The organism is Bacillus sp. FSL W8-0629 (genome assembly GCF_038593225.1).
GTDB lineage: Bacteria > Bacillota > Bacilli > Bacillales > Bacillaceae > Bacillus > Bacillus altitudinis.
Window position 1 is genome coordinate 3510996 of sequence record NZ_CP151975.1, and the last position, 13136, is coordinate 3524131.

The window sequence follows — 13136 nt, forward strand, 5'->3', positions numbered from 1 at the left end:
ATCACCTGCCTGTATGGAGTGTTTGAATGAAACGTTTAAATGCTGTTTTCCCTTGCTCTGTTCTTTTAAACACACCCGCCTGCGCGAGTATACGAGAAAAAATGAGGCCGATTTCTTTTTGTAAAATGGCTTCTACGTTGTCCTTCGTAAAGGTATTCTCTTCGATCAGACGCTCTGCCCATGACTCGTGCTTCATGATAGACGGGCAGGCTTTGATTTCTTCAAGAGGGTGTTTGGATAGCAACGCCGCTTTTAGCTGACTTAATTCCTCTGCTAATCTTCCAGGAAGGACGGCGAGACCCATAACCTCAATTAATCCGATATTCTCTTTTTTAATATGATGAACTTCTTTGTGCGGGTGGAAGATTCCGTCGGGGTGCTGCTTGTCTGTACGATTATTTCGTAGCACGAGATCTAATTCGTACTCATCCCCATGACGACGTGCAATTGGTGTAATGGTATTGTGCGGGGTCTCTCCTGTATGAGAGAACAGACCCGCTTCTGGATCTGAATACATTTTCCACTCATGTAATATAAAATCCGCTGCCTCCGCAAGCGTCTGCTGGTCGCTGCTTTGAAGCCTGATCACTGACATCGGCCATTTCACAATACCCGCCTTCACCCTCGGAAACTTTTGGAGAGAAAACACTTCTTCCATCTTTGCTTTCGCCATCGGAAATTCATGAGCACCACCTTGAAAGTGGTCATGACTTAATATGCTGCCTCCAACAATGGGAAGATCAGCATTTGATCCTATGAAATAGTGCGGATATATAGATATGAAGGAAAGCAGACGCTCGAAGGTCTTTTTAGATATCTGCATTGGTTCATGCTCGCCCTTGAACACAATACAATGTTCGTTGTAATACACATACGGCGAGAATTGCATAAACCACGACTCATTTGTAAGTGTCACCGGAATAATCCGGTGATTCTGTCTTGCTGGGTGATTGATGCGTCCCCCAAACCCAACGTTTTCTTTACAAAGGAGACAAAGAGGATATTGCTTTTGACTAAGCTTTTTGGCTTCAGCGATCGCTTTTGGGTCCTTTTCCGGTTTCGATAGATTAATCGTAATCTCAAGCTCACCATCTTCTGTCGGTGTAAACCACTGCACATTTTTGGCGATTCTGCCTGTATGAATATAGTGGGCATGCTGCTGCATTTCATAAAACCAGCTTGTCGCTGCCTTTGGTCCGCAATGCTTGCGTTTCTCTTCAAACTTTGCATAGATGACACTCGGAGGCGCCACCAAACAGCCCATGATTTTGGCATCTAATAAATCACGATACGTATCTGTCCCGTCAGGAATAAGACCTGTTTCAACTGCCCAATCGAGCATCGGCATTAAGATGTCTTCAAGGTCGCTGTCTCCTGAGACTGTTCTTGGCTCAGCATCATCGAGACCAAGCACCTCTAGCAGCCGGTTCCTTGTATAATCCATATCTAGTGGTGATATTAGCTCTTTATTGATCCCGTATTGAATCAGCTGTTCTAGCTTTTCAAAAATATCAATCGCCATTCCCTTTGTCTCCTCCCCTGCCTGCTACACGTTACTCACTTTGATAGCCATCTGGATGTTTCTGAAACCAATCCCATGCACTTTGAATGATGGTGTGGAGATCTGCATATTGCGGCTTCCATCCTAGTTCTTTCAGCGCTTTTTCTGATGAAGCAATCAGCTTAGCTGGATCACCCGCACGTCTTTCTGCCACCTGTGCTGGAATGGCATGACCCGTCACTTCTCTTGCGGCTTCTACGACCTGCTTCACAGAGAAGCCTGTGCCGTTCCCTAAGTTGTACGTCGCGCTTCCTTTTCCTTCACGCAGACGCTCAACCGCTAGAATGTGCGCCTCTACTAAATCCATAACATGAATGTAGTCTCTAATGCATGTGCCATCCTCTGTTTCATAATCCTCACCGTAAATCATGATTTGATCACGTTTTCCTAAGGCCACTTGCAGAATAATTGGGATTAAATGCGTTTCTGGCTGATGATCTTCACCGACAATCCCTTCTGTATGAGCACCGGCTACATTAAAATAGCGAAGCACAACGTATTCGATACCATATGCCTGCTCAGACCACTTCAGCATTTTTTCAATTGCGAGCTTCGTTTCCCCATAAGGATTTGTTGGGTTCGTCTCATCCGTTTCAACGATCGGTACACGCTTTGGTTCACCATATGTCGCAGCAGTTGAAGAGAATACAATACGTTTCACATCAAATTCATTCATCACCTGAAGTAAAGCCGTTGCCCCTCCGACGTTGTTGTCATAGTACTTCAGCGGGTCTGTTACACTTTCTCCAACAAGTGAATCTGCCGCAAAGTGCATGACCGCTTCAATGTCATGTGTTTGAAAAACACGTCTTAAAAAAGCGTGATCCCTTAAATCTCCCTCTTCTAATACGGCACCCTTTACGACTGCCTCTTTATGACCTGTCTGCAAATTATCCACAATCACCACTTGTTCTCCTTTAGCCAAAAGAGCCGCTACCGCATGACTGCCAATAAAACCTGCTCCTCCACATACTAAAATTGCCATCAAATGTCCTCCTTCGTTAATTCTCTAGCGCCGCCTCCAATTCCAGCTGTGTAAAAAGAGGCTTGAATGCCTGTTTTTTCTTGATAAATCGCACCTGTTTCTTCTATAAATGAGTCCAGCAGCTCTTCTTTCACAATGCTGACGGTACAGCCCCCAAAGCCAGCACCTGTCATACGAGAACCAATCGCTCCTGGATGTTGCCATGCGGCTTGAGCCAGTGCATCTAGCTCAAGCCCAGTGACTTCATAATCATTCTTTAAAGAAAGGTGAGATGCCTTCATGAGTGCACCTAGTTCTTCCATTTTATCATCTTTCAGAAAATTTACTGCTTTCATGGTCCTCTCGTTTTCCGTGATGGCATGTCTTGCACGTCTTCTACACGTTTCATCTTGTATCAAATGTTCATGCTTAGCGAATTCATCCATCGTGAGCTCACATAAATGCGCAATATCTCGTTCTTTTCTAAGATCGTTTAAAGCAGATTGACATTCTGAACGGCGTTCATTGTATTTGGAATCTGCAAGTGTTCGTTTTTTATTTGTATTGGCAATGACAAGTGCCAGACCCTCTTGCCGAAATGGGCTGTATTCAAAGGAAAGCGTGTCACAATTGAGCAAAATAGCGTGACCTTCTTTTCCAAGACTAATTGAAAATTGATCCATAATGCCGCAGTTCACGCCAATAAACTCATTTTCAGCACGCTGCGCAAGAAGGGCTAGGTCGATTTGCGTTACGCCGAATGACGACCATTCATTGATCAAGACAGCCGTGACGAGCTCAATAGAGGCAGAGGAGGACAGGCCTGCACCATTTGGGATATTGCCGGCATACACAATATCAAAGCCTTCTTTCACATCCATACCTGCTTCGATAAACTGTTGGAATACTCCCTTCGGATAGTTCGCCCAGCCGTCCGATTCTGAGAAAGCGATTTCAAAAAGGTCGAACTCTTTCACACCTTCTTCTTCAAAATTCAAGGAATACATTCTGACGCGTCCATCTGATCGTCTTGCTCCCGCAGCATATGTACCAAGGGTGAGTGCACATGGAAAGACATGCCCCCCATTATAATCTGTGTGTTCACCAATCAGATTGACTCTGCCTGGGGCGAAAAAATAGCGGAGTTCTTCCTGATCTCCAAATTGCTGGTGAAATGCTGCTCGTAATGTGTCGATCATATCCATTCCCCTTTTCTCTTCTGATAATCTTATTTTAGTTGCCCCGTCAGCTGAAGTTCAATGGTAAAAAAATCGTTAAAAAATACCCTTTTTTTGCTGTGAATGGTACGATGTGATATGAGGTGTAACATGATTCAAAATAGAAAAAGGTTGTTTTTTGCTGTGAAGGAGGGTTTCCAATTTGAAGAAAGAAGCATTTGCATTTCGTTTTCACCATTCTGATGTGACATTGCCGGCCCAAATTTGGTCTGTTGGCTGGGAAGTTCAATCATCTTCGTTATACAGCTGGAATGGCGTAGAGCGGAAGGATCAGGGCAAGTGCATCTTTCAGCTCACACTGTCTGGACACGGCATGATTGAAATCGGACAGAAACGATTCAAAGTATTGCCTGGACAGGCCTTTCTGGTGAAAAGCCCCAGTGCTTATCAATACTATTTTCCAGAAGACAGTGAACATTGGGAATTTCTCTATTTAACACTTTATGGGGAAGCCTGTGACCTTTGCTTTGATCAATTTATCGATCAAGGAAAGCAGGTCATGCGTTTTCATCCGAATTCCAAACCGATCCGCCTGCTAAAGAAGATTTATGATGAAGCCAGTGAAAGACGGATTACCAATCCATTTGAGGGGTCTAGCCTTGCTTATCAATTTGTCATGGAACTGTATTCATATTTGCCAAAGCTTGAGGGACAAATGGAGAAATGGCCTGAGCCCATCGTCCAAGCGGCCTTATTTGCAAGCCACCATTTTCACGAGGAGATTGGGCCTGACGATATGGCAGCTGCGGCACGTTTATCCAAAAGTCATTTTACGAGGGAATTCAAAAAGGCAACTGGCTTCACACCGATTCATTATTTAACCAATATTCGTTTAGAAAAGGCGGAAACGTTACTGAAAACAACGAAATACTCGATTGAAGAAATCGCCACACAGTGCGGCTACCGAAATGCGAATTACTTGAATAAAGTCTTTCGAAAGAAAATCGGCATGTCTCCAAAGCAACTCCGGGAAACAAGCGATGCATAATAAAAAGCAGCCGCTTTTCAATTGGCTGCTTCTTTTACGCTTTCGTTAGGTCAACACGAATTCTCCCTTGTCTTAAAACAATGGTCATTTGCGTATCAGGGGTCATTAAATTTTCTAAAATGTCCGTTGCTGTTTGAAGCGCAATGTCCATTCGGTTGATCTTTTCCTTTTCTTGTTCAGAAAATGCTTCTGGATGTGCGGTCATTTCTTTGACTAGCCTCAACACTTGTTCATGCTGCTTTTCTGTTTGTTGATATATGGCATCATATAATTCGTCTGGCCTGCTGCTCATTTCACATCACCTATCTTTTTCATGTGTTAAATCGCATCTTCTTTTGTTTTCTTGAAGACGAACCATTTACTGGCGACATAATTGACCACGACAATCACAAAGTTAACAAGAATTTTTGCGACGGTTTCGTTGAGCGCCATTTGGCTCACAAATAAAATCATCAGCCCCAGATCTACACCTAGAGACATGAGACGGACACTAAAAAATGAAGAAAGCTCACGCATTAGGCTTTTTGTGTCACGAGCCTTTTGCTTGAAGACATACTTCTTATTGGTGATATAAGCAAAGAGCACAGCAAATACCCATGAAACAACCGTTGCTGTTTTGTAATCCATAGAAAACATCTCAACGAATAAATAGAAGCTGACTATGTTGACAATGGTTGTACACACACCCATGATCAGATACATGACAACTTCTTGATACTTTTGAAAAAGGCTATACATGTCTTTCTTCATTCCTTCTTGGTGAATTCTGTTTCTTTTAGAATACCATCTTAAGAAGAACTTCCCAAACGAACAATATGTGCGTCCTGTAAAGATGAAATTTGTTCACGCTGATGGCATATGTCAACCCTATTGGTTTATATGAGTCAAATGATTTAGGTCTTTATCATTATTTTAATTTATAATCTTTTAACTGACTTTACAATTGTTTATTATGAGAAGTAAGAATTCAATATTTATGGGTTTTTTAGTCATTTTTTTAGGGACGTGGTAGGTGATAGATTTTACAAAATAGGTTAAATGTCATCATTTTTCGACAAAAATCTATTTTTGTACTCCATTCACATACACGTACAGTTACTAGACGGTTTGTTCAAGTCATTGGTTGCAGATGAATATGTCTTATTGAACTGGAGGATATTATGGATACGCAAGTGAAAAGAAGAGTTGACGAAGAGTGGGTTTATTTGATTCAAGAAGCGAAAAAAATTGGACTAGGCATCGAGGAAATACAAGCTTTTTTAACATCCAACGGTGATCAGAAGATGATAAACAAACCGTAATCAACGCCGTTATCCTTTGTCTTTCAGATTGCTTTGGCTAAAGTTCTAACCTGTCAATTGACCTTTTAAACATCCTTTCATGACGATACGCTACAATAATTGAACACCTCATCATACCAATCCCTTCCACTCAATGGGGTTCTGTCTTTCTATTTTTAGGAGGACAGTCCGTTCCCTGTTCTTTATATGACCCCTTTTTAGCTGTCATTCATGAAAATTGCCCATTTTCGTTATAAAACCAAGCTCCCCACCCATATATTAAGCATAAGACACAAGAAAGAAGAAAGGTGGGTGGCGCGTGAGTTCAGATTCCCTATCTTATTATCATCAAAAGAAGGATCAATATTATCACGGTGTGAACCCTGTGATTGTCCATCGTATTCGCAAGGAATGGACGTCTATCTTGGATATCGGATGCGGCACAGGCCAGCTTGGCAAAGTCCTAAAACAACAAGACCGTACCATATATGGAATTGAATCTTTTGAAGATGCGGCAAAGCAGGCTGAGAAAGCGCTGGATCATGTTTTATGCGGCAATATTGAACAGATGGCGCTGCCTTATCAGCATGAACAATTTGACTGCATCATTTTCGGAGACGTCCTTGAACATTTATTGGACCCTTGGGCCGTTTTAAAAAAGGTCAAACCCTTTCTAAAAAGGGAAGGGGCCATCTTGTCTTCCATTCCGAATATTGGTCATATTTCAACGGTTTTAGAATTACTAGCCGGGAGATTTACTTATACAGATGCAGGGTTAATGGATCAAACACATTTACGCTTCTTTACCCTTCACGAAATTCATGCCCTCTTTCAGTCAGCCGGGTTTCATGTTCGTGAGCTTGAAACCATTCGTGTACAACACCCTTCCTATACGGGCGTCATGAATGATCTACATGAATTACTCGTAAAACATGGCATCCGTTTTGATTTTAACGAGGCTGCGACAGCCTATCAATACGTGGTTGAGGCGGTTCAACTCAATGAGTAGCCCCACCATCTTATTTGTTTTATGTGTAAATGATGAGTCGATGTTCCAAGCTTGCTTCCGGCAGCTCGCTTCACTTCCTGCTCCGCACGGGTATCATGTAGAGGTTTTGCCCATTAGACATGCATCAAGTATGGCCTCTGCATACAATGAAGCTCTCACTCATCCTGCACAGTTTAAAATTTATCTTCATCAAGATACACTCATCGTCAAACAGCATATGCTTCTCGAGCTGATTCCACTTTTCTTGCAAAATCCGTCACTTGGCATGCTTGGGGTAATAGGTGCAGAAAGTGTGCCAGACAATGGAATCTGGTGGGAGAGCCATGATTGCAGAGGGAAAGTCATTGAATATCGGCACGACACCTATCAGCTGCTAACGTTTGAATCTGGTCATCCACAGACAGAGCCCCATGGTTATATCAAAGCTTCTGCTATTGACGGTCTTTTTATGGCAACACAATATGATATCAAGTGGCGTGAGGATCTTTTAGACGGCTTTCATTTTTATGATGTGTCACAATCTTTTGAGTTTGCACAGCAGGGATATGAGGTTGGGATTGCAAGGCAAGTGGAGCCCTGGTGTATTCACAAATGCGGAGATCATTTTGATGCAGAAGCATATGAAAAAGCAAGACAAACATTTCTTGCGCATTATCGGTAGAAAGCACCCTTTTCGGGTGCCCAGAATGTAGAGAAACTCATGTTTTGCTACATTCTTTTTTATTTTCCACGTCATGATGTTAGGTGAGCATGAATGAAAATGCCTCTCACACATGTCTTGAAATGGCCTTTTGGTGCTTTTGAGATCTTGTGCAGCTTTCAAGAAAAGGAAACGGAGCTCATGCTTTCGGATCTGATTTGTAGAACCAATAACCTTTCCGATCCGTTATTGTATATGCTTTTCTCTATTATAAAATGGGGAGATGTAAGTTTTAATGGGGACAATAAAGCTGTCGAGATTTTCTCGACAGCCTGACAGCCCTAAAGGTCTGTTTGATTCATCAAGTAGATAATCTAGAATCACGGGTTCCAAAACGAACATCAGGATTTTCACTAGAACGGGTTCCATTCCTCACAGCAAAATCGTTATCTTGTTGAGATGAAGTTATAAGAGGAAAATCCTCAGTAGTAACGCTACTGTCTGTAGCATTTCTTACAGTCAGATCAGTGGATTCTGGAGAAGTAGCATTTCTTGAATTCACATCAAAATCGACAGATGATAATGAGATCACACCTAGCAATGCTGAAGCACTCAAAAAACCAGTAAGAACCGTTTTAAAATTCATATGAACAGTCGCCCCTTTGGATTTGTTTTCGGGCGTACATCACTTTTTCATACATTTTTACAGATTCATCCATACGCCCATTCTCATTATAGTACCGAGCCGCTTCGAGCGCTAGGTCTTCCATGTATGGATAACCCCTCTCATTCTCTAATTTTTCCAATGAGCTCATGACTTCACTTAAATTTGCTGTTTTTAAAAATAAATTTTCCAATACCATCAGTAACGATAAAAATAGATCATTTTTTCTATTCTTCGCTTCTTCCCAGCCTCTTTTGAAAAATCTTTCACCCTTAATAAATTCCTTTTGACTCAAATGAAATAACGATAATTCATAATAAACCAAAAGCAACTCTGTAGCATTAATAGGCTCTCCTTCTAGAATAACCTGATTAAAATAAGCTAGTGCCCTATTAAAATCACCTACTCCTTTAAAACAACACCCAATATTAAATAATGACTTCACAATCATTGGCTTATTAGACATTGCCTTAGATTTTTCTAAAGCTGACAATAAATGAGGAAGCGCCTTTTCTCTGCATTCAAAATCAATGAAATTACCTGCCATAACAGTTAGACAATTAATTTCTCGAATCATATAAAGGGAATTGCTCTTATGTGCCTTATAAGTATCATAAGAAAGACCAACGTAATACATAGATACGTGTGTCTGTTTCATGTGATAAAACACTTCTGATAATTTGTAATAAAATTCAGCTCTTTCTAACTCATCCCCTACTTGCTCCAGGCGCTTTTCCGCGCGCTTATAGAACACAATAGCTCTAATAAACTCACCTTTTTTAAATTCATACATTCCTTGAAAAAAATTAAAATAGTATTCAAGAATGGCTGACATCTTCTTTCCTTGTCCTTCTACAGCTTTCAAATAATCCGATTTTTCAAGTGGTTCATTAGTAGGCTGCACATAGTCTGTCATCAATTGATGACGGAACTCCATCAACTGAAAATAAAGAACCGCCTGTTCATCTTCTTCCATGACATCTATATCTTTTCTAACCTCTTCCCTTAGCATCTGGGCCTCTTTAACATTGAATCTTTTTATATGCTTATACCATTCATTTATCTTGATCGCTACAACTGGAGACGGTATAGACGCCATCTACAATCCCCCCCCTAGATAACCAATTTTCAATAAATGTTAGCACAACAACTCCTAATAAAATCCTATTTACCCATTTATATGTAAAATTTTCGGCGTAGCGCAAGCACTTTTTAAGCAAGTAGGGCACAAGACATATCGGTTTTTATACGCAATCGCAGTGGTGTTTTTGAAATAGGCGCCATGTATTTTAAATAACAAAAAAACAGGCTCTTCAGCCTGTTCTTTATTATCCAGTGATGACCATATTGATGAATGGGACACTTAGTAAAAAGAAAACAACAGCAAAAATAACTTTATACCCCATCTCTTTTTCTTTATTATTCTTACGTTTTTTCATATAAACAGCAAAATAACAAGCACCATTTAACATCATCAATACTGATATTACCGTCATCATAAATTCGCCTCCCAAATAAAAGAACCTAAATTGCGGTCACCGCAACCCAAAAAGAAATTTTCCAACGAATTCCCAAATGCGAATCAATCAATGATAGGATGAAAACATGTCAAAAAAGGAGGGAGCACTATGAATTATTATGCTGTTGTATTTTTTTACGCCGCCACTTAATAAAAGCCACTGAAAACACAAGAAGTAAAATCGCAATAAGCTTGGAAATAAAGCGAGTGAAGAAAGTAGCATCTTCGAACTCCGTTGCAAAGATACAAGCCCCTATGATTATCCCGATCATGCCTACTACCCAATTCCAAAACACATCAATCACTCCTCAATTAACTTTTTTTAAAAGAAAAGCATTTTTTATCCATATGTTTATTATTGCACAAAAAACAAGGGGGAAATATCCAAAATGAAAAAGTTCATAATCGGACTTTTAGGCCTGACGCTATTTTTAACAATTCCATTACAAACCGTAGCCGCAGTAACCCTAGAACCTCAAGAAATTAAAGAATCTTATCAAACTGAAATTGAAGGCAAACTACATACTTTCAATTCTGTAGTGAAAGGCAGCACTCAAACAATAACGATTGATAATGGTGAACAAATAGATAGCGTCTCTTATGACCGGGCAAAAGAAGAACTCCGTATTAACAATGAACTAGTAGAGTTAGAGGAGTTTAAAGAAGCTGGCAAAGAATTGATCAATGATGACGGTGAGGTTAGCTCAAAGTCAAACAAAGATTACCAATGGAGACTTGTAAAAAACTTTAAAAATAAATTCAACATCACTGTTGCTATCATAGTTGTTGTGACAGGTGCGATCTTAGCAATACCAACAGGGACCGGTGCTATAGCTGGCGCAGTCTTGACACTGAAAGCAGTAGCTTTAATCGCTTCAGCAGTAACTTCAGCTTCAGGATCAACAGGTCAAAAAGTCTTTCATTACACATTCAAAACATACTACAGCCCGAAAAATGGTTACTGGAACAACAAATTTGTCCTATCTGTCTACAAAGATTCAAAGCGTAAAAAGCATGTTAAAACAGTTACACATACGACACGTCTCGGGAAAAAATATTAAAAAAGAAGCAGGTTCCATCAGCCTGCTTCTCTACATGTTTATGTAATGTAATTCTTGATGTTAATATGCCAACGTATCATGACCTCAAATGTTTCATTTGCTAAATCGAATCTACAGACTATGTGACAATGGATATCACAGAGTTTTTTTCTTTGATCTTATATTTGATTTCCAGCTTCTTGTGTTTATTTTCATTTTCCCAATATTTATATCCACAATTGATCAGGCTAATCACCCTTTTCGGGTGCCTTTTTTATGATATACTGTCATAAACAACCAGATCGTCTCATATGCATTGGAGTACCTTGTCCCTAATTCGTACAAAGGAGGAAACGATGGCAGACAAAAACGTTCATTATAAGAAGGTTGCCGCTTCAAAGGATTTTCGAAAACTTCTTGAGGAAAAACGCAGATTTATCGTACCGATGACGATTTTCTTTTTTCTCTTTTACTTTTCACTTCCGGTTGCTACATCCTACTTCACCTTTTTGAACACGCCAGCAATTGGAGCGATCACGTGGGCTTGGTTATTTGCCCTCACGCAATTTGTGATGACATGGGTTTTATGTGGGCTTTATGCAAAAAAAGCATCTCAGTTCGACAAATATGTAAGCGCTTTAAAAATTGAATCGAGAGGTGATGACGAATGAGCATGACCGCTTTTATTTTATTCATAGCGATCGTAGGGCTCACATTGGTCATCACGTATTTTGCTGCGAAAAAAACAAGCAATGCGAGTGATTTTTACACCGCAGGCGGCGGTCTGACTGGGTTTCAGAACGGCCTTGCCATTGCCGGGGACTATATGTCTGCTGCTTCATTTTTAGGGATCGCCGGCATGATCGCCTTAAATGGATTTGACGGCTTTTTCTATAGTATTGGTTTTCTTGTAGCGTATCTTGTCGTCCTTTATGTCGTGGCTGAACCGCTTCGAAATCTAGGAAAATATACGATGGCTGATATGATTGCTGCAAGATTCAAACGACCTGCTATTCGAGGCGTGGCTGCTTTTAACACCATCACGGTTTCCACTTTTTATATGATTGCGCAGCTTGTTGGGGCAGGTGCATTAATCAAGCTGCTTCTTGGCATTGATTACTGGATTGCGGTGCTGATCGTAGGTGTCTTGATGACCATTTATGTCGTGTTTGGCGGCATGATCGCAACAAGCTGGGTACAGATCACGAAAGCTGTGCTTCTCATGCTGGGCACGCTGATTATTTCGCTGCTTGTGTTTGCCAAGTTTGATTTTAGTCTGCTGAAGATGTTTGAACAGATGAAAACAGCGACCCCGCTTGGTGAAGCTTTTCTTCACCCGGGAAATAAATATAATGTGCCTTTAGAGACCCTGTCTCTGAACCTTGCACTTGTGCTTGGAACAGCAGGTTTGCCGCATATTTTGATCCGTTTTTATACGGTAAAGGATGCCATTTCTGCGCGTAAATCTGTTCTATCCGCTACGTGGATCATCGGGATTTTTTATTTAATGACGGTTTTCCTCGGCTTCGGTGCCGCTGCTTTTGTCGGAACAGATGCAATTACGGCAGCCGATGCAGCAGGAAACATGGCAGCACCACTGCTTGCACAGGCCCTAGGGGGAGATTTATTATTTGCCTTTGTTTCCGCTATTGCCTTTGCGACTATACTGGCAGTGGTCACCGGTCTCGTTTTATCCGCCGCGTCTGCCTTTGCTCATGACTTTTATAGCCAGATTATTCGCAAAGGAAAAGCAAGTGAACGTGAACAGGTGAAGGCGGCACGCTTTGCTTCTATCGGCGTGGCCATCCTTTCCATCATTCTTGCATTATTTGCGCAATCTTTAAACGTCGCTTTTCTTGTGTCACTTGCCTTCGCAGTGGCAGCAAGTGCGAATTTACCGTTGATTATCTTCACTGTCTTTTGGAAACGATTTAACTCAACAGGGGCTATCGCAGGAAGCTTAACAGGTCTTCTGAGCGCACTCCTGATCGTGTCACTCAGCCCAAGCGTCTGGGACCCAACAGGGGCAGCCATTTTCACAGGAGAGCCGCTTATCCCACTATCGAACCCTGGGATTATCTCGATCCCGCTCGGATTCCTTGCGGCCTACTTAGGCACCATTTTCTCCTCTGAAAAAGCAGATGAAGACACCTTTACAGAAATTCAAGTAAAAGCACACACAGGTATGCATATGGATACAGATTGATGAGAAAAAGCCGGCTGCTCTGCCGGC

General features: G+C 41.2%; 15 protein-coding genes. 7 read left to right on the forward strand and 8 right to left on the reverse strand.

What is annotated here, in order from left to right:
- Nucleotide 1: 1 nt before the first annotated feature.
- Genes galT through NSQ17_RS18215 form a run of 3 tightly spaced genes read right to left on the reverse strand, consistent with a single transcriptional unit; the run spans nucleotide 2 to nucleotide 3730 of the window.
- The gene (gene galT / locus NSQ17_RS18205; RefSeq protein ID WP_342467661.1) at nucleotides 2-1522 is read right to left on the reverse strand and encodes a UDP-glucose--hexose-1-phosphate uridylyltransferase; all 1521 of its coding nucleotides are present in this window, start codon (nucleotides 1520-1522) and stop codon (nucleotides 2-4) included.
- 31 nt (nucleotides 1523-1553) lie between these two features.
- Nucleotides 1554-2546 carry a UDP-glucose 4-epimerase GalE gene (gene galE, locus NSQ17_RS18210; RefSeq protein WP_017368288.1) on the reverse strand — a complete coding sequence of 331 codons (993 nt, stop codon included), beginning with the start codon at nucleotides 2544-2546 and terminating at the stop codon, nucleotides 1554-1556.
- Nucleotides 2546-3730: a galactokinase gene (locus tag NSQ17_RS18215; protein ID WP_342467662.1), complete on the reverse strand. Its 1185-nt coding sequence runs from the start codon at nucleotides 3728-3730 to the stop codon at nucleotides 2546-2548. The genes galE and NSQ17_RS18215 overlap by 1 nt, the downstream gene beginning before the upstream one ends.
- Before the next feature lie 175 nt (nucleotides 3731-3905).
- Here NSQ17_RS18215 and NSQ17_RS18220 point away from each other — a divergent pair, with 175 nt between their 5' ends.
- Entirely contained in the window at nucleotides 3906-4751 is an 846-nt protein-coding gene (locus NSQ17_RS18220) for an AraC family transcriptional regulator (protein WP_008345501.1), read from the forward strand.
- A 34-nt stretch (nucleotides 4752-4785) separates the two neighbouring features.
- Here the strand turns inward: NSQ17_RS18220 and NSQ17_RS18225 are convergent, their stop codons facing one another.
- Together NSQ17_RS18225 and NSQ17_RS18230 are read right to left on the reverse strand one after the other, a co-directional pair.
- Nucleotides 4786-5043 (reverse strand): hypothetical protein, encoded by a 258-nt coding sequence (locus NSQ17_RS18225; RefSeq protein WP_008345502.1) that lies wholly within the window; start codon nucleotides 5041-5043, stop codon nucleotides 4786-4788.
- Between the two features lie 26 nt (nucleotides 5044-5069).
- Nucleotides 5070-5453, reverse strand: a complete 384-nt coding sequence (locus tag NSQ17_RS18230) for a GtrA family protein (RefSeq protein ID WP_024719496.1) — start codon at nucleotides 5451-5453, stop codon at nucleotides 5070-5072.
- Between the two features lie 458 nt (nucleotides 5454-5911).
- Here NSQ17_RS18230 and NSQ17_RS18235 point away from each other — a divergent pair, with 458 nt between their 5' ends.
- From NSQ17_RS18235 to NSQ17_RS18245, 3 genes are all read left to right on the forward strand, one after another.
- A complete protein-coding gene (locus tag NSQ17_RS18235) occupies nucleotides 5912-6052 on the forward strand; it encodes an anti-repressor SinI family protein (protein WP_008345506.1) in 141 nt (46 codons plus the stop codon).
- 298 nt (nucleotides 6053-6350) lie between these two features.
- Nucleotides 6351-7040, forward strand: coding sequence for a class I SAM-dependent methyltransferase (locus NSQ17_RS18240; protein WP_024719497.1), 690 nt, complete (start codon nucleotides 6351-6353; stop codon nucleotides 7038-7040).
- Nucleotides 7033-7701, forward strand: a complete 669-nt coding sequence (locus NSQ17_RS18245; protein ID WP_342467663.1) for a glycosyltransferase family protein — start codon at nucleotides 7033-7035, stop codon at nucleotides 7699-7701. Before NSQ17_RS18240 ends, NSQ17_RS18245 begins: the two co-directional genes overlap by 8 nt.
- A 340-nt stretch (nucleotides 7702-8041) precedes the next feature.
- On the opposite strand, the gene NSQ17_RS18250 is transcribed toward NSQ17_RS18245, so the two are convergent.
- From NSQ17_RS18250 to NSQ17_RS18260, 3 genes are all read right to left on the reverse strand, one after another.
- A complete protein-coding gene (locus NSQ17_RS18250; protein WP_342467664.1) occupies nucleotides 8042-8326 on the reverse strand; it encodes a hypothetical protein in 285 nt (94 codons plus the stop codon).
- On the reverse strand, nucleotides 8316-9443 hold the full coding sequence (locus NSQ17_RS18255; protein WP_342467665.1) for an aspartate phosphatase: 1128 nt from the start codon (nucleotides 9441-9443) through the stop codon (nucleotides 8316-8318). Before NSQ17_RS18255 ends, NSQ17_RS18250 begins: the two co-directional genes overlap by 11 nt.
- Before the next feature lie 229 nt (nucleotides 9444-9672).
- A complete protein-coding gene (locus NSQ17_RS18260; RefSeq protein WP_017368292.1) occupies nucleotides 9673-9843 on the reverse strand; it encodes a hypothetical protein in 171 nt (56 codons plus the stop codon).
- Nucleotides 9844-10252: 409 nt separating this feature from the next.
- Between NSQ17_RS18260 and NSQ17_RS18265 the strand changes: the two genes are divergently transcribed.
- The 3 genes from NSQ17_RS18265 (at nucleotide 10253) to NSQ17_RS18275 (ending at nucleotide 13109) form a co-directional block, all read left to right on the forward strand.
- Nucleotides 10253-10924, forward strand: coding sequence for a hypothetical protein (locus NSQ17_RS18265; protein ID WP_342467666.1), 672 nt, complete (start codon nucleotides 10253-10255; stop codon nucleotides 10922-10924).
- Nucleotides 10925-11259: 335 nt separating this feature from the next.
- Nucleotides 11260-11574 carry a DUF485 domain-containing protein gene (locus NSQ17_RS18270; RefSeq protein WP_017368293.1) on the forward strand — a complete coding sequence of 105 codons (315 nt, stop codon included), beginning with the start codon at nucleotides 11260-11262 and terminating at the stop codon, nucleotides 11572-11574.
- Nucleotides 11571-13109 (forward strand): cation acetate symporter, encoded by a 1539-nt coding sequence (locus NSQ17_RS18275; protein WP_144679052.1) that lies wholly within the window; start codon nucleotides 11571-11573, stop codon nucleotides 13107-13109. The genes NSQ17_RS18270 and NSQ17_RS18275 overlap by 4 nt, the downstream gene beginning before the upstream one ends.
- Nucleotides 13110-13136 lie beyond the last annotated feature (27 nt).